Origin of the sequence: Noviherbaspirillum album, assembly GCF_035916955.1 — a bacterium.
In the GTDB taxonomy this organism is placed as follows: Bacteria; Pseudomonadota; Gammaproteobacteria; order Burkholderiales; family Burkholderiaceae_D; genus Noviherbaspirillum; species Noviherbaspirillum album.
On the sequence record NZ_JAWIIV010000006.1, the window covers coordinates 22452 to 42715 of the forward strand.

The following is a 20264-nucleotide window of genomic DNA, read 5'->3' on the forward strand; positions in this document are numbered from 1 at the left end:
TATCGAACAGCATGGTAGAAACCGCTCTCCTCCTCCCAAGGCGGATCGACGGAAGACGTTACAGTTTTAGGGTTTGAACGAATCTGTCACATCAATATAGAAGGAAGCGTATGTTGAATGCACTGTGGCTGGGATTCTTCGTCATCGCCGCCGTGTGCGCCTTCGCGCGCTGGCTGATCGAAGGGAATGCCGCCGTGTTCGCCGCCATGGTGGACAGCCTGTTTGCCATGGCCAAGCTGTCGGTCGAGGTGATGATCCTGCTGTTCGGCACACTGACCCTGTGGCTGGGATTTTTACGGATCGCGGAGAAAGCCGGCGTGGTCGACGTGCTGGCGCGCGCGCTGTCGCCATTGTTTCGCAGGCTGATGCCGGAAGTTCCTCCCGGACATCCCGCGCTCGGACTGATGACGCTGAACCTGACGGCCAATGCCCTCGGCCTGGACAATGCCGCTACGCCGATGGGTCTCAAGGCGATGCGCGCGCTGCAGGACCTCAATCCCGACCCGCAGACCGCGACGCGTGCCCAAGTATTGTTCATGGTGCTCAATGCGTCGGCGCTGACCGTGCTGCCGGTATCCATCTTCATGTACCGCGCCCAGCAGGGAGCGAGCGACCCCACGCTGGTGTTCCTGCCAATCCTGCTGGCCACAACGGCATCGATGCTGACCGGCTTCCTCGCGGTGGCCATCGCCCAGCGAATCCGTCTCTGGGACCCCGTCGTGCTCGCCTGGCTTGGCGCCGCCGGACTGGCGCTGGGCACGGCAATCGCGGTGCTGGCCGGCATGTCGGCCACGGCGCTGGCGGCGGTCTCGTCGCTGCTCGGCAATCTCGTGCTGTTTTTACTGGTGCTGTTTTTCGTGGTATTCGCCGCATTCCGGCGCGTCCCGGTCTACGAGACTTTCGTCGAGGGCGCGAAAGAAGGATTCGAAGTGGCGCGCAACCTGCTCCCCTATCTGGTGGCGATGCTGTGCGCCGTAGGCGTGATGCGCGCATCCGGGGCGCTCGATATTGTGCTGGAAGGCGTGCGCTACCTGGTGCAGGCAATCGGACTCGATCCGCGTTTCGTCGACGCCTTGCCGACGGCGCTGGTCAAGCCCTTTTCCGGAAGCGCGGCGCGCGCCATGCTGATCGAGCTGATGAAATCCGGCGGCGTTGACAGCTTCCCCGCCCTTGTTGCCGCGACCGTCCAGGGAAGCACGGAAACGACTTTCTACGTCCTGGCAGTCTATTTCGGTTCCGTCGGCATACAGCGTGCCCGCCATGCGGTCAGCTGCTCGCTGATCGCCGATGCGGCCGGCATCGTCACGTCGATCGGTGTTTGCTACTGGTTCTTCGGATAGGACTACAAATCTGAAGTTGCCGATCAGGAGAATTCGCGCGCCTTGGAAAGGATGACCAGCCAGCGGCGCAGGATCAGCAGTTCGACGTGGCCTGCCTGGACGCCCGGGCTGCAGTCAAGAACCGGATTAACCTTGTAGTAGCGGTTCCGGAAATCGCGGCAGACGAACAGTTCGCGCTTGCCGAAACGGACCAGGAAAGACATCGGTGCATATTCGAGGCCAAAACGTGTGCCGAAAGAGTTGTTCAGGTAAGCCATGTCGGTTCTCCTTTAACTACTAGCGAATGAGTGAGTAGTTAATGTAACACAAGTACTGTACGGAAATACAGTACTTTTTGAAAACGCGGAATTTTGGCTATGCCCGACCGATTCAGCTCCCGCCGCGATAGGTCATGTCTTCACCAGACGGGATGGGACGCGGTATCGGTGCGGGCGCGGGTCCCGGGGCGGGCCCCTGCCCCGGGACCTGAGGCCGGCTGCCGAACAAACGCTCCCAGAAGCTGCGGGTGTCCTCGACATCCACCGACCGCACGGCATTGCCGTTCGCGTACTCCTGGTAGATCCAGTCACCGTCGATCTGGACGACGCCGTCGGGAACCGCGCGCTGTACCGGCGGCTTCCCCTTAAGCGCCGTGCGCATGTACTCGATCCACATCGGCAGCGCGACCGTGCCGCCGAACTCCCGGCCGCCGAGCGAACGCGGCTTGTCGAAACCCATCCAGGAAACCGCGACGATGTCGCCTCCGTAACCGGCAAACCATCCGTCGATGGAGTCGTTGGTGGTACCGGTCTTGCCGGCCAGATCGCGCCGTCCCAGTTTCTGGCTCGCCGCAAAACCGGTTCCGCCGTTGACCACGTCGCGCATCATGCTGTCCATGATGAAGGCATTGCGGGCATCCAGCACGCGGGTTGCTTCGTCTCCGGCCTTTGCAGGCTGAGAGTCGATCAGCACCTGCCCGCGGTTGTTGACCACTTTCTGGATAATGAACGGCTTCACCTGGTAGCCGCCGTTGGCGAATACCGCGTAACCGCTCGCCACCTGCATCGCGGTGACCGACCCGGTTCCCAGCGTCATGGTGAGATTGGCAGGATGCTTGTCCTGCTCGAAACCGAATTTCGCCAAATATTGCTGGGCGTACGCCGGTGAGATCGACTGCAGGATGCGAATCGATACCAGGTTCTTGGATTTCTTCAGGCCGGTGCGCATGCTGATCGGACCTTCGTACTGTCCGTCGTCGTTCTGCGGATCCCAGCTCTGTCCGCCGGAGTCGCCGGAATTCAGAGTCAGCGGCGCGTCATTGATCAGCGTTCCCGGCGAAAAGCCCTTCTCCAGCGCCGCCGAGTAAATGAAGGGCTTGATTGTGGAGCCGGGCTGCCGCCAGGCCTGGTTCACGTGGTCGAACTGGTTGAGCGTGAAGTCGAATCCGCCGACCATCGCACGTATCGCGCCGTCCTGGGCATTGAGCGCGACCATCGCCGCCGATACCTCCGGAAGCTGGGAAATCCACCATTTCTTTTTCGCATCGCGCACCACGCGGATCACCGCGCCGGGACGTATCTTGTTCTGGCCCTTCCCGGACAGTGCCCGAGCGGCGAAGCGCAGGCCATCGCCGCTTACCTCGACGTCTTCGCCCGAGAGCAGCTCCGCGCGCACCAGCTTGGCGGTTGCCGACACCACGACCGCGGATTGCAGCTCATCGCTGTCGGGATGCTTGAGCAGGATCTCGGAAATGGCCTGGGCGCGGTCATCGGCGTTCCGCGGCAGATCGATGAAACCTTCCGGGCCGCGGTAGCCGTGCCGGCGGTCGTATTCGATGACGCCGCGCCGCACCGCGTCGTACGCAGCGGTCTGTTCGGCGAAACTCAAGGTGGTATAGACGTTGTAGCCATGGGTATAAACGTCATCCTTGTATTGCGCAACCATGTACTGCCGGACCAGTTCGGCGGCATATTCGGCATGCGTCGTGAAGCGGCGGCGGTCGCCGCGCAGAAGAAGCTTTTCCTGGGCTGACTTTGCATACTGGGCCTCGCTGATATAGCCCAGCTCCCGCATGCGCTTGAGGATGTATTGCTGGCGCTGCTTGGCCCGCGTTGGATTGACGATCGGATTGGCGCTGGCGGGAGCCTTCGGCAATCCTGCCAGCATGGCGGCTTCCGCCACCGTAAGTTCCTGGACAGGCTTGCCGAAATAGACGCGAGCGGCGCTGCCGAAACCGTAGGCCCGCTCGCCCAGATAGATCTGGTTCATATAAAGCTCGAGGATCTGGTCCTTGCTCAGCTTGCGCTCGATCTCGTAAGCCAGCACGATTTCGTGCAGCTTTCGGGCATAGGTCTTCTGGCGGGAAAGGAAGAAAGTGCGGGCAACCTGCATCGTAATGGTCGATGCACCCTGCGAGCGGCTGGAGCGCAGGTTCGCCAGCCCGGCCCTCAATACGCCGATATAGTCGACGCCGCCATGCTCATAGAACCGGTCGTCCTCGATCGCCAGCAAGGCCTTTTTCATGACTTCGGGCATTTGCGCGATCGGTATGAAGTCGCGCCGCTCTTCCCCGAACTCCCCGATCAGCACTTCGTCGGCGGTATAAACACGCAGCGGCATTTTCGGCCGGTAATCGACAAGCGAATCCAGAGACGGCAGATTCGGCATCACGATCAGGGTGACATATCCGAACATGACGAGGCAGACCAGCACCAGGGAGGCGAGAAGGATGGCACCGACTTGTCCAAGCCGGCTGCCAAGCGGCTTGAACAACGAATTGCCAGACCTTGATCGACGCGATGATTTTGCCAACGAAATCCCCTCTTGTAAGAATGATGCACCGTCACTTTAACAGGCTACGTCGTCAGCGATGTAACGCGATGTTACGGTCCCCAACAAGATGGCTTGCCGCGAATTGCTGGTGAACGATTTCCACGAAGAAGTGTTGCGCCGTGACGAATGCGCGCATTGTAATTGCTGCAGGCAAAGGCACGGATGCGATTTTTTGTAGTTTATACATCGACAAGGTAAAGATGGGCAGTGGCGGCAAGGATAAATACCTGTATTTGCCTCCCACCCCATGGCAAACATCTTGCTGGCGGAAGAGACCCGGAATCTTGACATGAGGTGAAGCTGTGAGGCAACCGCCATTCACTGATCGCAGGGAAGCAGGTCGCCATTTGTCGGCGGCATTGAGTTTCCTTCGGCATCGCGCCCCGGTGATTCTCGGCTTGCCCAGGGGTGGCGTGCCGGTCGCTTATGAAATCGCCCTTGCGCTCCAGGCTCCCCTGGATATTCTGCTGGTGCGCAAGCTCGGTTCGCCGCTGTCGCCGGAAATCGGCCTCGGCGCCCTCGCCGAGGGGGATCCGCCGCGCCAGGTCCTGAACGAGGAAATGGTGCGCCGCATGCGTCCGTCGTCATTGTTCCTGGCGCAGGAAATCGAACGCCAGGCACGGGAGCTTCAGCGTCGCCGTCGCCTGTATTGCGGCAACCGCGAGCGCGAACCGCTGACCGGGCGGACCGTCGTCATCGTCGACGACGGCATCGCGACGGGCGGCTCCATGCTGGCCGCGCTGGAGGCCGCTCGCGCGGCGCGGCCCGAGCGCCTGCTCCTGGCTGTACCGGTTGCGCCTGCGGAAACGTTGGAAAAATTGTGTTCGCTTGCCGACGATGCGATCTGCCTGCAGGTGCCTGACGATTTTCGCGCCGTCAGCCAGTTTTATGGCAATTTCGAGCAAACCGGCGACGACGATGTCACGAATCTGCTGGACAAGGCCGCCAGGCGCGGCCTGCCTGCTTTAACCGAAAGGAATGCAAACATGCCAACCGTCTCACAAATCATGGACCATGACGCGACCGTGGTCGGGCCGCACGACAACGTGGCGCGTGCAGCCGGCATCATGCGCGACTGGAAAATCGGCGTGCTGCCGGTATGCGACGGCCGCCGGCTGGTCGGCATGATCAGCGACAGCGATATCCGGCTCGGTACGGCCCGTGAAGGCAGGAGCCAGGAAGAACTCCGCGTTGCGGAACTCATGAGCGAAGAACTGGCCTGGTGCTTCGAGGATGAAAGCATGGGAGCCGTCATGCGGCGCTTCGGCGGCTCCATGCTGGAACGCATTGCCGTGCTGGACCGCGACATGAATCTGGCCGGCATGCTCAATATCGACCGCAGCATGAGCGACCCACGCGTACCGCACGACGGCTCCGAAATCGTGCGCATGAACCGCCTGCCGTCGGACCAGGCAAACGGAAGGTTTTGAAGCTGTGACCATGGATTTCAACCGTCTTAGCAGGCGTGACGCGATACGCCTCATCGCCGCCGCGCTGGGGACCGCCGGTACCGTCGGCGCCCAGGCTGTACCGGCGGGCCCCGGCGGCAATGCCATGCTTTCGCGGCGGATTCCATCCTCCGGCGAAATGCTGCCGGTCATCGGACTCGGGACCTGGCAAACATTCGATGTCGGCAATGGATCGGCCGAGCGGGCACCGCTGGAACAGGTGCTGGCCGCATTCATCGAGGGTGGCGGCAAGCTGATCGATTCCTCGCCGATGTACGGACGCTCGGAGGACGTGGCGGGCGAACTCGCCGAGCGCATGGGTTTGCGCAACAGGCTATTCATCGCGACCAAGGTATGGACTCAGGGAAAGGAAGCGGGAAAAAGGCAGATGGAAGACTCGATGCGCAAGCTCAAGGCCGATCCCATCGACCTGATGCAGGTCCACAACCTGATCGACGTGGAGCGCCATCTGGAAACGCTGAAGGAATGGAAGCGCACCGGCCGGGTGCGGCATATCGGCGTCACGCATTACACCGCCAGCGGCCAGCAGGAGATAGCGCGCGTGCTTGAACGGCATGCGGTCGACTTCGTGCAGATCAACTATTCAGCCGGCGAGCGCGAGGCGGAGCAGCGTCTGCTGCCGCTCGCCGCGGAACGCGGCGTCGCGGTCATTGCCAATCGCCCATTCGCCAGCGGCGAGCTCCTGCGGCGTTTAAAGGGCAAGCCGCTGCCGGCGTGGGCCGCCGAGATCGACTGCGTCAGCTGGGCGCAGGCCCTTCTCAAATACGTGGTGTCGAATCCGGCGGTGCATTGCGCGATCCCGGCAACGGCGAATCCTGTTCACGTGCGCGACAACGTGCGCGCGGGATATGGGCGAATGCCGGATGCGACATTGCGCAAGAGAATCGTTGCCGATGCGATAGCGTAACGCGCAGACTTCGTGCAGGTACGCAGTTTGCTCATGTTTTGCTTTCGCCCATGCGGCGGCGATAAACGATAACAATGGAGAGTGCCATGATGAAAAACTTTACCGACAAATTGTCTCCCAGCATCACGAACATGATTCGCATGGATCATACATCCGTGCTGGAAACCTTCCATCAGTACGAGATGAACTCCGCCCCCCAGACCAAGAAGGCGCTTGTCGGCACCATCTGCATCGCACTGGAAATCCATGCGCAGCTTGAAGAGGAAATCTTTTACCCTGCAATGAGCCATTTGGCGGCGGACACTCCTATCGTAGGCAAGAGCGTTCCGGAGCATAATGAAATGCGGCGGCTGATTGCACAGCTTCGCGCGATGGAAGCAACCGATCCAACTTATGACCAGACCTTCCTGCAATTGATGAAGGATGTCATGCACCACGTCGCCGATGAGGAAACGACCCTGCTGCCCGATGCGGAGCGGCTGATCCCCGACCGCCTCGGCGAACTCGGCATGCAGATGACGAAGCGCCGGCTGCAGCTGATGGCGCCGCGTGCGGGAGAAATGGCCATGAATACCGCGCGTACCTTTCCGACCAGTTCCATGCTGGTAGCGGCAGGCGCGGTACTGGCAGGCACTTATTTCGCCAAGCGCACCATGTCGCGCCACCACTGATAAAGTAGCCGGTCATGCCTGCGGATGGCCGCGGGCTTACAAATCAACAGCGCGGGTACTGGCTCGAAGGCGGGTGCCCGCGTTTTCCTGCAAGGAGGATTATGCGGATTCCGGGATTTCGCGGCCTGAAACCGAGCCTGGTGATCAGAAAAACCATCAGCGACTTCTTCGACGACGACATGACTACCTATGCGTCGGCGCTCGCTTACCAGGTGCTTTTTTCAATTTTTCCCTTCATTATCTTTCTGATCGCCCTGCTCGGCTTTCTGCATCTGTCGGATTTCTTTAACTGGTTGAGGGAACAGGCGCAAGTTTTCTTCCCCAAGGAAGCCATGCCGACGGTCAACCAGGTCATCGACGAGTTGCAGCAGCAGAAAAGCGGATTGCTGTCCTTCGGCGTGATCGCGGCACTGTGGACCGCGTCGGCGGCGGTCCGCGCGACGATGAATGCATTGAACGTTGCCTATAACGTGCGGGAAAGCCGGCCGGCCTGGAAGCTATACCCGCTGTCCATCCTTTATACCCTTGGATTGGCCGCCCTGCTGATCGTCGCTGCCGCACTGCTGATCGTCGGACCCCAGGCCATCCAGTGGCTGGCGCACTGGGTCGGGCTGGAGCAGCTGTTCGTGACATTGTGGGCATGGCTGCGCTGGCCGGCCGCGCTCTTCCTGCTGATGCTGTCCGTTGCCATCATCTATTACGCCGCACCGAACGTGCGCCACGAATTCCGCCTGATTTCACCGGGTGCCCTGCTCGCCGTCCCGATATGGATCGCCGCCTCGATCGGGTTCAATTACTATGTGAGCAATTTCGGCAATTACAGTGCGATGTACGGCAGCGTCGGCACGATCATCGTGCTACTGCTGTTTTTCTTCATCTCGGCGGCCGTGCTGCTGTTCGGCGCGGAACTCAATTCCGTGGTCGAACAGAACGCCGGCAATACCCGCGCGAACGATCCGCAAGAGTTGCGTTGACGTCCATCCCCTAGCTTCCACACGAATCCATGCGAACACTGCAATTAAACGACGGCCCGGAAGTCCCCGTACTCGGCCAAGGCACCTGGTGCATGGCTGAAGAAACGCGTCGGCGCGGGGCAGAAATTGCCGCACTGCGCGCGGGCATCGATCTCGGCATGACGCTGATCGACACTGCGGAAATGTACGGAGACGGTGCATCGGAATCACTGATCGCGGAAGCCCTCGCGGGCAGGCGCAGCGACATCTTCCTGGTCAGCAAGGTATTGCCGCATCATGCAAGCCGGCAAGGCACCATCGCCGCCTGCGAGCATAGCCTGCGCAGACTGGGCACCGATTATCTGGATTTGTATCTCCTGCACTGGCGCGGGAACATACCCCTGGAAGAAACGCTGGAAGCCCTTCAGGCATTGGTGCGTAGCGGCAAGATCCGCCGATGGGGCGTGAGCAACTTCGATGTGGATGACATGGAAGAGCTCGAACGACTTGCCGGAAGCAACAGGCCCGCAGTGAACCAGGTGCTGTACAACCTGAGCCGCCGCGGCATCGAATTCGATCTGATTCCCTGGTGCGCCCGGCGGGGTATCGCGGTGATGGCCTATTCGCCGATCGAACAGGGCCGCCTGCTGGGCCATCCCTGCTTGCGCCGGATCGCCGAACGACACCAGGCGAGTGCCGCGCAGATCGCGCTCGCATGGGTGCTGCGCCAGCAGGGAATGATCGCCATCCCAAAATCAGGCAAGGTCGACCATGTGGCCGACAATCGCCATGCGCTGGAATTGCAGCTTGGGGCAGACGATCTGGCGGAACTGGACCGCGCATTCCCGCCGCCGTCGAAACCGCAGCCACTGGAAATGATTTGATTCGGTCTTTCCCGCTTATTTTCCTGCTTATCCCGCGAGCAGTGAATCGACGATCGCGTAACCCTTGACGAAGCCGGCCTCGACCGCGGCCTCTCTAGTCGGATAATCGCCGTTATCGCCCGACGCGGCCGTCAGCTCGCTCTCGTAGCTGGCATCCTCCCCCGGCTGCGAGATGCGAACGCTGAAATCCCATGCCGTGCCGGCGTCGTCGTGCGCCAGCGGGGTCACGTGCACTTCCATGCCCTTGTATTCCTCGGTCTGCCAGTCCTGCTCGAATGCCATCGCCGCCGCCCGTGTGTATGACTATAATGCGCAAATCCTAGCGCGCCCGGGGCCGGCGGCGGTTGAGAAATCTCACCGCTGGGCCGTATCGACGGCATTGCTTGCGTTCGCTGCCCTCGTAACATGTGTCGAATGAGATGCATCCGATTCCCTGCGTCGCCGTGCGAGATCGACGTAATAGGCAAGGCTGGCGGGATTGCTCATCGCATCCGGATTGGCCACTTCTTGCACCGCCATGCCGAGCAGGAGCTTCTTGACCGGCAGTTCCATCTTCTTGCCGGACAGCGTGCGCGGAATTTCCGGCACCTCGAAGACTTCATTGGGCACATGGCGCGCGGACAGCGCGGTCCGAATGCTCGCGTTGATCCTCGCGACCAGGGAATCATCCAGCGCGGCGCCCGGACGCAGCACGACGAACAGCGGCATGTAGGATTCGCGCCCCAGGTATTCCAGGTCCACCACCAGGCTGTCGAGGACTTCCGGCAGCGCCTCGACCACGCGGTAAATCTCGCTGGTTCCCATGCGCACGCCATGGCGGTTGATGGTCGTGTCGGATCTTCCATAGATGATCGCGCCGCCTCGCGGCGTGATGCGCAGCCAGTCTCCATGCCGCCACCATCCGGGATACATGTCGAAATAGCTGTCGTGATAGCGCCGTCCGTCCGGATCGTTCCAGAAGAACAGCGGCATCGACGGCATGGGCCTGGTCACGACGAGTTCTCCGACCGCATCATCGAGAGGCTTGCCCTGTTCATCCATTGCGTAGACCGCCACGCCGAGACTGCGGCATTGCATTTCCCCCGCATACAGGGGCAGGATCGGGCAGGCTCCTACGAAGGATGCCGCGACGTCGGTGCCGCCGCTGATGGAAGCCAGCAGGATATCCGGACCCAGCTGCTGGTAGATCCATGCGAAGGCATCGGCCGACAGCGGCGAACCGGTCGAGCCGACGGTATGCAGACCATCGATGCGCGCCAGCTTGCGCGGTTCGATGCCGGCTTTCATGCAATTGGCGTAATAGGCAGCGCCGGCGCCGAATACGGTCAGGTCGGCTTCCTCGGCGAACTTCCATAAGGTGCCGAGATCGGGATAGCCGGGGTTGCCGTCATAGACCGCAATGGTGGCGCCGACCAGCAGCCCGGTGACCTGGGAATTCCACATGATCCAGCCGGTCGTGGAAAACCACATAAAGCGGTCCTCTTCGCCTATGCCGTTCAGCAGCGCCTGCCCTTTCAATGACTCGAGCAGGGTTCCGCCCTGGCCGTGGACGATGGGCTTGGGCATGCCGGTGGTTCCGGAGGAATACACAACCCACAGCGGATGGTCGAACGGCAGCTGTTCGAAGCGCATCTCGTCGTCGCCCGCGATCAGATCATCCCAGCGATGTGTATCGGGCAACGCCGCCTCCCGGTCCAGGTAAGGCAGCAGGACGACATGCTCCAGCGTCGGCAGCGACCGGGCCAGCTCCGTGACCACGTCGAGCCGGTCGAAGTCCTTGCCGCCGTAGCGATAGCCATCCACCGCGAACAGGACCTTGGGCGAGATCTGGCCGAAGCGGTCAAGCACGCTGGGCGTACCCATGTCGGGCGAGCAGCTGGACCAGATCGCGCCGAGGCTGGCGCAGGCATAGAAGGCAATAACGGTTTCCGGAATGTTTGGCAGATAGGATACGACGCGGTCGCCCGGCTGCACGCCCATGCCGCGCAAGGCATTTGCCATCGCGCCGATCTGGCGCCGCATGTCGCGCCAGGAGAGCCGTACGGTGGAACGCACCTCCGAGCGGCCGATGATGGCGATGCGGTCAAGGTCGTTCTCGTGGAAACGGAACAGTTGCTCGGTAATGTTCAGGCGCGAGCCTTCGAACCATTTCGCCCCGGGCATCCTGTCGCCGTCGAGCACACGGGAATAAGGCGCGGAGTGGCGGACGTCGAAATACTGCCAGACCGATTCCCAGAAATCCTCCAGGCTATCGACCGACCATTGCCACAAGGCCTGGTAGTCGCCGAAATGCAATGCTTTATCACGTCCCAGCCACTGCATGTAATCGTGCAGGCGGCTGCGTTCGATTCTTTCCTTGCCGGGTGTCCAAAGCAATACGGGTTGTTCCTGGCTCATCGTCGTCTCCTGTTTGTTGTTTGCGAGTATGCCGTTACACCTTCCTGACCATTATCCTTTCAACGCCGCACGCTTGCGCAGGCGGCTGCTGAAATTCAGCGCCGCCGCCAGCACCCCCAGGCCGCCGGCCAGCATCACGTTGACCGTGCCGATCCGCTCCACCAGCACGCCGGCGATGCCGACCCCGACCGACTGGCCGAGGAAGAAACTCGACGCAAAGGCGGCCACCGCCGCGCCGCGCCGCTCCGGGGCCATCTGCGTGGCATTAATCTGCAGGGTATTGTGAAACATGTAGAAACCGAGGCCCGCCAGAAAGCAGGCGCCCACGGCCCACCACCAGACCGGCGCCAGGCCGATGGTCCACAGCGACAGCGCAAGAAAGCCGCCTCCCCAGCGCGAAAGGCCGACTTCCCCAAGTCGTTGCACCAGGATCCGCGACAGCATTGCGAACACGAAGCCGCCAAGGCCGAACAGCATCACCAGCGCCCCGGATGCGGTCAGGGACAGGCCAAAGGTGTGATGGACATGCGATGCTATGAAGGCAAAGGCGCCGTACAGGAATGCGCCCTCAAGAAAGACGATAGTCAGCACCATGCGGGCCCAGGGCTGGGACAGCACCTGCCGGAACTCGCCCACCATGCGCGGAATGGCCGCGCCTTCTGCTCGATGCTGGCGGCGCGCATGGGCCGGCAGCGTACGATCAAGGTAAAGCAGCGCGATGCCGACGGCCAGGAACAGGACGGCGATCAACAGGAACGGCAGGCGCCAATTGCCCGCATCCGCCGCAAGCCCGCCCACCAGCACGCCGGCGGAGAGGCCGAGAATCTGCCCGATCAGGAAGCGCGCGAGCACAGGCTGCCGGTCCTCATAGGCAATCACGTCGCCGATCCAGGCCATGGACAGCGGAATGATGGAAGCCGCCGTGGCACCCGCAAGCAGGCGCGCGAACAACAGCAAGGAAAAATCCGGCGCCAGGCCGCAGAATGCGGAAGTCACCGCGCAGGCCAGCGAGCCGCAGGCAATGATGAAATATTTCCCGTAGCGGTCGCCCAGCGGACCGAACAGCAGTTGCGACAGCCCGTAGGCAATCGAGAATACCGTGATGACCAGCGAGACATTGCCCAGCGATAGCCCGAACTCCCTTGCCAGCTGGGGCAGCATGGGATCGGATACGCGCAGCGAAACGCCGCTGCCGAATGCGGCGAGCGACAGCAGCGGAACGGCCAGCTTGGGAATCGCTTGGACCGGCGCCTCAGGGTTTGCTGAGGTCTCGTGTTTTGGTATGGCTTGATCGGTCGGCGTCATGAATCGGCAGTTGAAAGCAGGCGGCCGCGCACCGGTCTATGCCGGAAAGCGCGGTCCGTGCCGACCATTCTAGTGGGAATCCGGATCGCGCGTATCTGGAGCGCTTTCGGTCTGCCTTCAGTCCGGTCGCTTCATCCTGCAGCTCGTCGGCAGCATGGTGCTTGCCAGCGGCAGGTAACGCTCGGTCTTGAAGCCGTAGCCGCTGCCTTCGTTATCGAAGCGCACCGAGCCATCGCTTGTCTTGCGCATCACCGATACATAGAGGGGCTGCATCAGCTGATGGTCGTCGGCGCGCATTATCGCCTCATGGAAGGCATTCTTGTAGCGCGCGCCTTCCATCGCCTTCGCCACTGCGGCCGCTTCAGTGCTGCCGGCTTTTTCAATGGCGGCGGCCAGCATTTCGATCATCAGGTGCATGCGCATGTGCACGTAATCGTCCTCCGGCTGCGGATAGCGGCGGCGGAAGCTTTCATAGTAGGCGTCGCTCGGGGAGTTCGCGATCCCCTGCCCGGAGTTCGGATGCCACTCGGCCACCGCGCGCACGCGTCCCACGCCGGCTTCACCAATGGCTGCCGGCGCACCCAGGCCGTTGCCGTAAAAGGTATAGAACTTGACGTTGAGCCCGCCTTCCCGAGCCGCCTTCACCAGCAGCGTCAGATCGTTGCCCCAGTTGCCGGTTACCACCGTATCGGCGCCGCTGGCCCTGATCTTTGCGATATAGGGGGTGAAGTCCTTGATCTTGCCGATCGGATGGAGCTCGTCGCCGACGATTGCGATATCGGGACGCTTGGCTCCGATCTGCGCGCGCGCCGACCGCGCCAGCTGCTGGCCGAAACTGTAGTCCTGGCCAATCAGGTAGACCCGTTTTGCCGAGCTGTCGTCCTTGATGACTTCCGTCAGCGCATGCATGCGCATGTCGGCATGGGCATCGAAACGGAAATGCCAGAAACTGCATTTCTCGTTGGTCAGCGTCGGGTCCACCGCCGAATAGTTCAGGAACAGCACTCGCTGCGCGGGCATGCGCTGATTGTGCTTGTCGACGCCATCGATCAGCGCAGCCGCCACCGCCGAGCTGTTACCCTGCGTGACGAAGCCGATGCGCTGGTCGGTCAGCTGCCGCAATGCGATCAGCGACTCCTCGACGCCCTGCTTGTTATCGATGCTGACCAGTGCCAGCGGCCTGGCGCCGTCCGGCAGCCGGACCCCGCCCTTGGCATTGATGCGTTCGATGGCGAACTGCAGGTTGCGCGCGACCGCCTGCCCGGCGTTGGCAAACGGCCCGGACATGCCTTCTATCATGCCGATGCGGATGGGTTCGGCCGCCTGCGACAAGGCGCAGACGAACAATGCGGCGAGCGGAAGTAGCTTGGTCTTGAGAATCTGCTTTGACATGGAGGGGAACTGCTTGAGTGCTGAGGAAGGTAAAACCAGCCGGAGAACCGGCCGGGAGTCTGCAGCGTGCCAGGAAGGAGAGCCCGACGCACCGGAAGGAGCAGCCGCCAAGCGGTCCGCTCCGGTCCGATTATTCGAAATCGAGCATGTGGCCCAGCTTTTCCTGCTTGGTGCGCAGGTAGCTGATGTTGTGCGGCGTATGCGCGGTCAGCACCGGAACGCGTTCGATGACATTGACGCCGTATTCGGCGAGCTTCATCATCTTGCGCGGATTGTTGGTCATCAGGCAGATCGACTTGATACCCAGGTCGCTCAAGATATGCGCGGCCACCTGATAGTCGCGGATATCGACCGGCAGGCCGAGGTCGAGGTTGGCTTCGACCGTATCGCGCCCCTGGTCCTGCAACTGGTATGCGCGGATCTTGTTCGCGAGGCCGATCCCGCGGCCCTCGTGGCCGCGCAGGTAAACCACCACGCCCTGTCCGGCCGAGGAAATCTTGGCCAGTGCGGCATCGAGCTGTTCGCCGCAATCGCAACGCATGGAGCCGAGAACGTCGCCCGTCAGGCATTCGGAATGCACGCGGACCAGCACGCGCTCCTGGTCTTTCAGGTCGCCCTTGACGATGGCGACATGTTCGACCGTCTCGCCGACGGGCTGGTACACGTGGATACGGAACTCGCCGTGCCGTGTCGGCAGCAGCGAAGAAACGATGTGATCAAAAATCCTGGCGGAGCCGGCGGTCGCCGTTTGTTGCTCTCCGTTGTTGTTCATTATGCAGTGTCCTAAAAACGCCAGCCCGAAGTTTAACCGAAAGATTCTCAACTGAAAGATTCGGGCGGCTTGCGCTCGGCGGGCAGCGGAATCCATTCGGTTTCATCCGGCACTTTGCCAAACTCCTGGGAACGCCACCTCTCCTTGGCTTCCTCGATCGCTTCCCTGCTGCTGGAGACAAAATTCCACCAGACGAAGCGGTCGCCGTCCATCGGGGCGCCGCCAAGCAGCATCAGCCGCGCGCGGGTGGCAGCCTCTATTGTAATTTCCCGGGCGTCTTCCGGTACAGCCATGTGGTTCTCGGCCAGCGGCGCGCCGTCAACCGTCACCTGACCTTCGACGGCATAGACGGCGCGCTGCGCATGTTCTGCCGGCAAGGGAAAGGAAGAACCGGCATCCATTTCCACGGCGAGGTAGAACATGTCGGAATAGGTGCGCGCAGGCGCCGTTTGGCCATAGGCAGAGCCCACGATCAGGCGCATTGTCACGCCGGGATATTGAATAACGGGCAAGCTTTCCGCCGGATGGTGTTCGAATGCGGGCTCGGCCCGTTCGTCCGCCTTCGGCAGCGCCACCCAGGTCTGTATGCCGTGCAGCGTCCCGCCGCTCTGGCGGAGTCGTTCCGGGCTGCGCTCGGAATGGGCGATTCCGCGTCCGGCGGTCATCCAGTTGACGTCGCCGGGACGGATTTCCTGAACGGTGCCCAGCGAATCCCGGTGCTGGATGGCGCCGTCAAAGAGATAAGTGACCGTTGCCAGGCCGATATGCGGATGCGGCCTTACATCCAGTCCCGTGCCGGGGTCGAACACGGCCGGACCCATGTGATCGAAGAAAATGAAAGGCCCAACCATCTTGTGCGGATGGCTGGGCAGCAGACGGCGAACTGTGAAGCCGTCGCCAAGATTCTTGACGTGCGGCTTAACGAGAGCAAGCGGGTTGGCGGCCATGGAATTCACTCCTCGGAGAAGATATCTCCTGCATTATCCACTCAAGCGGCGGCCTGCGTGAAATTACCCTGCTGGAAATCCCTGATTGCCTGTTCGACTTCCTCCAGAGTATTCATCACGAACGGCCCGTATTGGGTCACTGGCTCATGCAGCGGCCGTCCCGCCAGCAGCAGAAAGCGCGCGCCGCCCGCCTCCGCCTTCACTTCCACCAGGTCGCCCGGCGACAGGATGCCAGCGCTTTGCGGATTGAGCCGTCTCGGCGCATCGGCGGCACCGACCTGCACGCTGCCTTCGTAGGTATAAAGAAAGACGTTGTATCCGGCATTGACCGCATGCGCAAACCGCGCGCCTTCCGGCAGGTGGACGTCGAAATACAACGGGTCCGTTGTCAGCCCCTGTATCGGTCCATCGACCGAACTGCCTTCCTGCGCCAGCGTGCCGGCAATCACCTTGACGCTGCCTTCCCCGGCAAGCGGCGCAACCGGAATCTCCGATGCCGGAATATCGCGATACCCTGCCGGCTTCATCTTTTCCTTTGCCGGCAGGTTGATCCAGAGCTGGAAACCGCGCATGCGCCCCTCTTCCTGCTGGGGCATCTCGGAGTGAATGATGCCGCGCCCGGCGGTCATCCACTGCACGCCGCCGCTCATCAGCTCGCCGACATTGCCGAGGTGGTCTTCATGCCGCATGTGACCGTCCAGCATGTAGGTGACGGTTTCGAAGCCGCGGTGCGGATGCGGCGGAAAGCCCGCGATATAGTCGCCCGGATTCTCGGATGAGAATTCGTCGAGCATCAGGAACGGGTCGAGACGGCTGCCCTTCCCCTGGCCAAGGGTGCGGCGCAGCTTGACGCCCGCGCCATCGGAAGTCGCCATGCCTGCAATCACGCGCTGCAGCGAGCGGGAAACAACGGTGGTGTCCATGATGATGTCCTTCCTGTCGGTTGGTTTAATAGAGTTTATGCGGCGGCGCGCAGCGGCTCGACTAACTGGCCGATCGCGCCGCCGGCTTCGGCCAGCGCCTTTTGCTTGCTTTCGTCGCCCATGGCCAAACCTTCGGCATAGACGAATTCCACATCGGTGAGACCGATGAAGCCCAGGAAATCGCGTACATAGGCGGTCTGGCTGTCGCGAGGCGTGCCGGCATAGAGGCCGCCCCGGGCTGCGAACACATAGACTTTCTTGTTCTGCAGCAGGCCTTCAGGGCCGTTTGCGGTATAGCGGAAGGTGACGCCGGCGCGCGCCACGTGATCGAAGTATGCCTTCAGCGTCGAAGGAATGCCGAAGTTGTACATGGGCAGGCCGAGTGCAATCACATCCGCGCTGCGCAATTCATCGATCAGGCGATCCGAGAAGTCAACCACTGCCTGCTGTTCCGGGGTGCGTGCATCGGCGGCGGCCAGGAATGCGCCGAAGCGCTCGGCTGTCAGGTGCGGCACCGGCTCGGCTGACAGGTCGCGTCTGACGACCTGTCCTTGCGGATTGGCGTCTTGCCAGGCCGCGACGAACTTGTCGCTCAGCTGGCTGGATTGACCGTTGCCGGCAAAGAGGCTGGAATTGATCTGAAGAAGCGTTGTCATGTTTTTTTCTCCTGGTGATGTGTGGGTGAGTTCATTAAACTATTTATTCAGACGATAAAAAAGTAGAATGATTAGCTCTAACCTATCTATTCATCTGATAAATCGTTCCGAAACACCATGGATACTCAATACATCACCCTTGAGCAGTGGCGCACCCTGGTTACCGTGGTCGACACCGGCGGTTATGCCCAAGCGGCGGAAGTCCTGCATAAAAGCCAGTCGTCGGTCACTTATGCGGTGCAGAAGATCGAAGCCCTGCTCGGCGTCAAAGCCTTTGAAATCCAGGGAAGAAAGGCCGTCCTGACCCCCACCGGGCAGTTTCTCCACCGGCGTGCGCGGGCGCTGCTGGAAGAAGCGGCGACACTGGAGCGGGCGGCGAAGCGCTTGTCGGCGGGGTGGGAAGCGGAAATCAGGATCGCTGCGGAAATCATTTTCCCGAGCTGGATGCTGCTGGCGTGCTTCGACAAGCTGGGAGAGGAAAGCCCGCATACCCGTATCGAATATCTTGAATCCGTTTTGGGCGGAACCATGGAAGCGCTGCTGACCGGACAGGTCGACCTGGCGATCACCAACCAGGTGCCGCCAGGATTTCTCGGCATGCCATTGATGCAGCTGCGCTTCATTCCAGTGGCGAGCCCGTCACACCCGCTGCATCAGCTTGCGCGTGAACTGACGCTGGAAGACCTGCGGGGGCAGCGCCACCTGGTAGTCAGGGAATCAGGCAGCCGCCGGGATACGCGGGTCGCCTCGCTGGAAGCGCCGCAGCGCTGGACCGTCAGCCATACCGCGACTTCGATTGAAGCGGTGAAGCTGGGCTTCGGATTTGCATGGTTTCCCGAGGAGAAAATTCGCAATGAGTTAGGTGACGGCAGCCTGAAGCCGCTCCCGATGCGCGACGGTGCGGAGCGCTTCACGCAGCTCTATCTCGTTCTTGCCGATCCTGACAGCGCCGGCCCGGGAACCAGGCGACTTGCCGAAATCATCCGCTTCGCGGTGGCGCATGAATGCATGCGCTTCAGCGACCAGAAGGCTGCACCGATCAAAATGCAATCGCAGTTGCCGGCAACCACCGGCGATATGTCCGACTAAAGATCCGGCAAACCTGGCAAACGGATTCAGCGCCTGCCGGCAAGAACGGCTTTGATTTCCCCGGCGAAGGAAGCAAAGTCGATCGGCTTTTCGATGTAGCCATCGCAGCCCGCGGCCAGCATGCGCTCACGATCACCCTTCATCGCCGATGCGGTAAGGGCGACCACCGGTATGTCGCGGGTGCTCTCGTCCGCCTTCAGGATCGCGGTCGCTTCCATGCCATCCATGTCCGGCAACTGCATGTCCATCAGGATCAGATCCGGGCGTTCGGACCGCGCGAGTTCGATGCCCTTGCGCGCATCCTCCGCCTGCAATGGCGCATGCCCGGTGCTGCTCACCAGCAGTACTGCAAGTTTCATGTTGGCGGGAGAGTCTTCGATGATCAGTATTTTTGGCATGATAGGTGTTGCATGACGAACCGGATTGCCGCAGTTGCGGAAGAGCGTGCGCGCCTGATTGAATCCTTGCACTCCAACGGGCACGCTATTCTAACCGTTTCGTTTGACTCCACACCCTGCAGCGCTGCGCAAGGCGGGTAATAATCGGACATGCGACATCAATGAAAACCAGTGCATCTACAGGAAGCCGCCATGCCCGAGTCGACTGCAAAAGCACCACCTGCAAAAACCCAATACCTGATCATAGGCGCCGGCATTGCCGGTGCGTCGATTGCCTATTGGCTGGCTCCGCATGCGTCGGTCATGCTGCTGGAGCAGGAATCGCAGCCGGGCTACCACAGTACCGGACGCTCCGCGGCGCTGTTCATGGAAAGCTACGGGCCGGAACAGGTACGGGCATTGACATGCGCGAGTCGCGCATTCCTTGACCAGCCACCGCCAGGCTTTGCCGATCATCCGATCCTGACGCCGCGCGGTGCAATGATGGTCGGCGCGCAAGGCCAGGCCGATCTCCTCGATGAACATGAAGCGACGGTGCGCTCGGTATCGCAGCACGCCAGGCGGCTGAGCGCGGACGACGCTTGCGCGCTGGTGCCTGTGTTGCGGCCGGGGGCGGTGCTGGGCGCGGTCTATGAGCCGGATGCCGCGGATATCGATGTGCATGCGCTGCACCAGGGTTACCTGCGAGGAGCACGGGCGGCTGGCGCATTGCAGGTATGCGATGCAAGGGTCGCCGCGCTGAACTACGAGCGCGGCCTTTGGACCGTCACTGCCTCTGGCAGGCAATACTGCGCCGAAGTCATCATCAATGCCGCCGGCGCCTGGACCGACATGGTCGCCGAACTCGCGGGAGCGGCTCCCATCGGGCTCGTTCCGAAACGCCGCTCCGCCTTCACGTTTCTTCCGCCAGGCGGCATGGATGTATCCCGCTGGCCGATGTTCATCGGCGTCGACGAGTCTTATTACGTCAAGCCGGATGCGGGCATGCTGCTTGGCTCTCCGGCCAATGCCGATCCGGTCGCGCCGCATGACGTGCAAGCAGAAGAGCTTGATGTCGCACTGGCGATCGATCGCATCCAGAGCATGACCACGATGACAATACGTCGACCGCAGCGTGTCTGGGCGGGTCTGCGCTCCTTCGTTGCCGATGGCAGTCTGGTCGGCGGCTTTGATGCGCAACGTCCTAACTTTTTCTGGGCCGCCGCACAAGGAGGCTATGGCATACAATCTTCCGCTGCGGCCGGACACCTGTATGCATCAATGCTTCTCGGAAACGCATTACCTACCTATCTGCAAGATTTCGGTGTGATGCCCATGGCGCTCAGCCCCAATCGACTTCGTTAGCTTTTC

Annotated in this window: 19 protein-coding genes; 8 read left to right on the top strand and 11 right to left on the bottom strand. The window is 61.4% G+C overall.

Annotation, left to right across the window (positions count from 1 at the left end; all coding sequences use genetic code 11):
* Positions 1-110 precede the first annotated feature (110 nt).
* Positions 111-1340 carry a nucleoside recognition domain-containing protein gene (locus RY831_RS09090; protein ID WP_326506017.1) on the top strand — a complete coding sequence of 410 codons (1230 nt, stop codon included), beginning with the start codon at positions 111-113 and terminating at the stop codon, positions 1338-1340.
* A gap of 23 nt (positions 1341-1363) precedes the next feature.
* On the opposite strand, the gene RY831_RS09095 is transcribed toward RY831_RS09090, so the two are convergent.
* Together RY831_RS09095 and RY831_RS09100 are read right to left on the bottom strand one after the other, a co-directional pair.
* Complete coding sequence (locus RY831_RS09095; RefSeq protein ID WP_326506018.1) at positions 1364-1597, bottom strand: hypothetical protein; 234 nt, start codon at positions 1595-1597, stop codon at positions 1364-1366.
* Between the two features lie 112 nt (positions 1598-1709).
* Positions 1710-4136, bottom strand: a complete 2427-nt coding sequence (locus RY831_RS09100) for a penicillin-binding protein 1A (protein ID WP_437126249.1) — start codon at positions 4134-4136, stop codon at positions 1710-1712.
* A gap of 362 nt (positions 4137-4498) precedes the next feature.
* Between RY831_RS09100 and RY831_RS09105 the strand changes: the two genes are divergently transcribed.
* The 5 genes from RY831_RS09105 to RY831_RS09125 all read left to right on the top strand — a co-directional run bounded on the left by RY831_RS09105 (position 4499) and on the right by RY831_RS09125 (position 9035).
* Positions 4499-5581, top strand: coding sequence for a phosphoribosyltransferase family protein (locus tag RY831_RS09105; RefSeq protein WP_326506020.1), 1083 nt, complete (start codon positions 4499-4501; stop codon positions 5579-5581).
* Between the two features lie 10 nt (positions 5582-5591).
* A complete protein-coding gene (locus RY831_RS09110) occupies positions 5592-6527 on the top strand; it encodes an aldo/keto reductase (RefSeq protein ID WP_326506021.1) in 936 nt (311 codons plus the stop codon).
* Positions 6528-6616: 89 nt separating this feature from the next.
* Entirely contained in the window at positions 6617-7198 is a 582-nt protein-coding gene (locus RY831_RS09115; protein ID WP_326506205.1) for a hemerythrin domain-containing protein, read from the top strand.
* A gap of 101 nt (positions 7199-7299) precedes the next feature.
* The gene (locus tag RY831_RS09120) at positions 7300-8172 is read left to right on the top strand and encodes a YihY/virulence factor BrkB family protein (RefSeq protein WP_326506022.1); all 873 of its coding nucleotides are present in this window, start codon (positions 7300-7302) and stop codon (positions 8170-8172) included.
* Between the two features lie 29 nt (positions 8173-8201).
* Positions 8202-9035, top strand: a complete 834-nt coding sequence (locus tag RY831_RS09125; RefSeq protein ID WP_326506023.1) for an aldo/keto reductase — start codon at positions 8202-8204, stop codon at positions 9033-9035.
* A 27-nt stretch (positions 9036-9062) separates the two neighbouring features.
* Here RY831_RS09125 and RY831_RS09130 read toward each other — a convergent pair whose 3' ends face one another.
* The 8 genes from RY831_RS09130 to RY831_RS09165 all read right to left on the bottom strand — a co-directional run bounded on the left by RY831_RS09130 (position 9063) and on the right by RY831_RS09165 (position 17427).
* On the bottom strand, positions 9063-9317 hold the full coding sequence (locus RY831_RS09130) for a hypothetical protein (RefSeq protein WP_326506024.1): 255 nt from the start codon (positions 9315-9317) through the stop codon (positions 9063-9065).
* 72 nt (positions 9318-9389) lie between these two features.
* Positions 9390-11432: an acetoacetate--CoA ligase gene (locus RY831_RS09135; RefSeq protein ID WP_326506025.1), complete on the bottom strand. Its 2043-nt coding sequence runs from the start codon at positions 11430-11432 to the stop codon at positions 9390-9392.
* Positions 11433-11483: 51 nt separating this feature from the next.
* Positions 11484-12737, bottom strand: coding sequence for an MFS transporter (locus tag RY831_RS09140; RefSeq protein WP_326506026.1), 1254 nt, complete (start codon positions 12735-12737; stop codon positions 11484-11486).
* A 117-nt stretch (positions 12738-12854) separates the two neighbouring features.
* Positions 12855-14129 (bottom strand): branched-chain amino acid ABC transporter substrate-binding protein, encoded by a 1275-nt coding sequence (locus tag RY831_RS09145; RefSeq protein ID WP_326506027.1) that lies wholly within the window; start codon positions 14127-14129, stop codon positions 12855-12857.
* A gap of 130 nt (positions 14130-14259) precedes the next feature.
* Positions 14260-14901, bottom strand: coding sequence for a GTP cyclohydrolase II (gene ribA / locus RY831_RS09150; protein ID WP_326506028.1), 642 nt, complete (start codon positions 14899-14901; stop codon positions 14260-14262).
* Positions 14902-14948: 47 nt separating this feature from the next.
* Complete coding sequence (locus RY831_RS09155; protein ID WP_326506029.1) at positions 14949-15848, bottom strand: pirin family protein; 900 nt, start codon at positions 15846-15848, stop codon at positions 14949-14951.
* A gap of 41 nt (positions 15849-15889) precedes the next feature.
* The gene (locus RY831_RS09160) at positions 15890-16771 is read right to left on the bottom strand and encodes a pirin family protein (RefSeq protein ID WP_326506030.1); all 882 of its coding nucleotides are present in this window, start codon (positions 16769-16771) and stop codon (positions 15890-15892) included.
* 35 nt (positions 16772-16806) lie between these two features.
* Positions 16807-17427, bottom strand: a complete 621-nt coding sequence (locus tag RY831_RS09165) for an FMN-dependent NADH-azoreductase (protein WP_326506031.1) — start codon at positions 17425-17427, stop codon at positions 16807-16809.
* 117 nt (positions 17428-17544) lie between these two features.
* On the opposite strand from RY831_RS09165, the gene RY831_RS09170 reads away from it, so the two are divergent.
* Complete coding sequence (locus tag RY831_RS09170; protein WP_326506032.1) at positions 17545-18516, top strand: LysR family transcriptional regulator; 972 nt, start codon at positions 17545-17547, stop codon at positions 18514-18516.
* Positions 18517-18542: 26 nt separating this feature from the next.
* Here RY831_RS09170 and RY831_RS09175 read toward each other — a convergent pair whose 3' ends face one another.
* Entirely contained in the window at positions 18543-18914 is a 372-nt protein-coding gene (locus tag RY831_RS09175) for a response regulator (protein ID WP_326506033.1), read from the bottom strand.
* Positions 18915-19106: 192 nt separating this feature from the next.
* Here RY831_RS09175 and RY831_RS09180 point away from each other — a divergent pair, with 192 nt between their 5' ends.
* Positions 19107-20258 (top strand): NAD(P)/FAD-dependent oxidoreductase, encoded by a 1152-nt coding sequence (locus tag RY831_RS09180; RefSeq protein WP_326506034.1) that lies wholly within the window; start codon positions 19107-19109, stop codon positions 20256-20258.
* Positions 20259-20264 lie beyond the last annotated feature (6 nt).

What these genes read in the sequence shown, in the direction of transcription:
- RY831_RS09090 (WP_326506017.1), top strand. Translation starts at nt 111, where the DNA reads ATGTTGAATGCACTGTGGCTGGGATTCTTCGTCATCGCCGCCGTGTGC.
- RY831_RS09095 (WP_326506018.1), bottom strand. Translation starts at nt 1,597, where the DNA reads ATGGCTTACCTGAACAACTCTTTCGGCACACGTTTTGGCCTCGAATAT.
- RY831_RS09110 (WP_326506021.1), top strand. Translation starts at nt 5,592, where the DNA reads ATGGATTTCAACCGTCTTAGCAGGCGTGACGCGATACGCCTCATCGCC.
- RY831_RS09115 (WP_326506205.1), top strand. Translation starts at nt 6,617, where the DNA reads ATGAAAAACTTTACCGACAAATTGTCTCCCAGCATCACGAACATGATT.
- RY831_RS09120 (WP_326506022.1), top strand. Translation starts at nt 7,300, where the DNA reads ATGCGGATTCCGGGATTTCGCGGCCTGAAACCGAGCCTGGTGATCAGA.
- RY831_RS09125 (WP_326506023.1), top strand. Translation starts at nt 8,202, where the DNA reads ATGCGAACACTGCAATTAAACGACGGCCCGGAAGTCCCCGTACTCGGC.
- RY831_RS09130 (WP_326506024.1), bottom strand. Translation starts at nt 9,317, where the DNA reads ATGGCATTCGAGCAGGACTGGCAGACCGAGGAATACAAGGGCATGGAA.
- RY831_RS09135 (WP_326506025.1), bottom strand. Translation starts at nt 11,432, where the DNA reads ATGAGCCAGGAACAACCCGTATTGCTTTGGACACCCGGCAAGGAAAGA.
- RY831_RS09140 (WP_326506026.1), bottom strand. Translation starts at nt 12,737, where the DNA reads ATGACGCCGACCGATCAAGCCATACCAAAACACGAGACCTCAGCAAAC.
- RY831_RS09145 (WP_326506027.1), bottom strand. Translation starts at nt 14,129, where the DNA reads ATGTCAAAGCAGATTCTCAAGACCAAGCTACTTCCGCTCGCCGCATTG.
- ribA (WP_326506028.1), bottom strand. Translation starts at nt 14,901, where the DNA reads ATGAACAACAACGGAGAGCAACAAACGGCGACCGCCGGCTCCGCCAGG.
- RY831_RS09155 (WP_326506029.1), bottom strand. Translation starts at nt 15,848, where the DNA reads ATGGCCGCCAACCCGCTTGCTCTCGTTAAGCCGCACGTCAAGAATCTT.
- RY831_RS09160 (WP_326506030.1), bottom strand. Translation starts at nt 16,771, where the DNA reads ATGGACACCACCGTTGTTTCCCGCTCGCTGCAGCGCGTGATTGCAGGC.
- RY831_RS09165 (WP_326506031.1), bottom strand. Translation starts at nt 17,427, where the DNA reads ATGACAACGCTTCTTCAGATCAATTCCAGCCTCTTTGCCGGCAACGGT.
- RY831_RS09170 (WP_326506032.1), top strand. Translation starts at nt 17,545, where the DNA reads ATGGATACTCAATACATCACCCTTGAGCAGTGGCGCACCCTGGTTACC.
- RY831_RS09175 (WP_326506033.1), bottom strand. Translation starts at nt 18,914, where the DNA reads ATGCCAAAAATACTGATCATCGAAGACTCTCCCGCCAACATGAAACTT.
- RY831_RS09180 (WP_326506034.1), top strand. Translation starts at nt 19,107, where the DNA reads ATGCCCGAGTCGACTGCAAAAGCACCACCTGCAAAAACCCAATACCTG.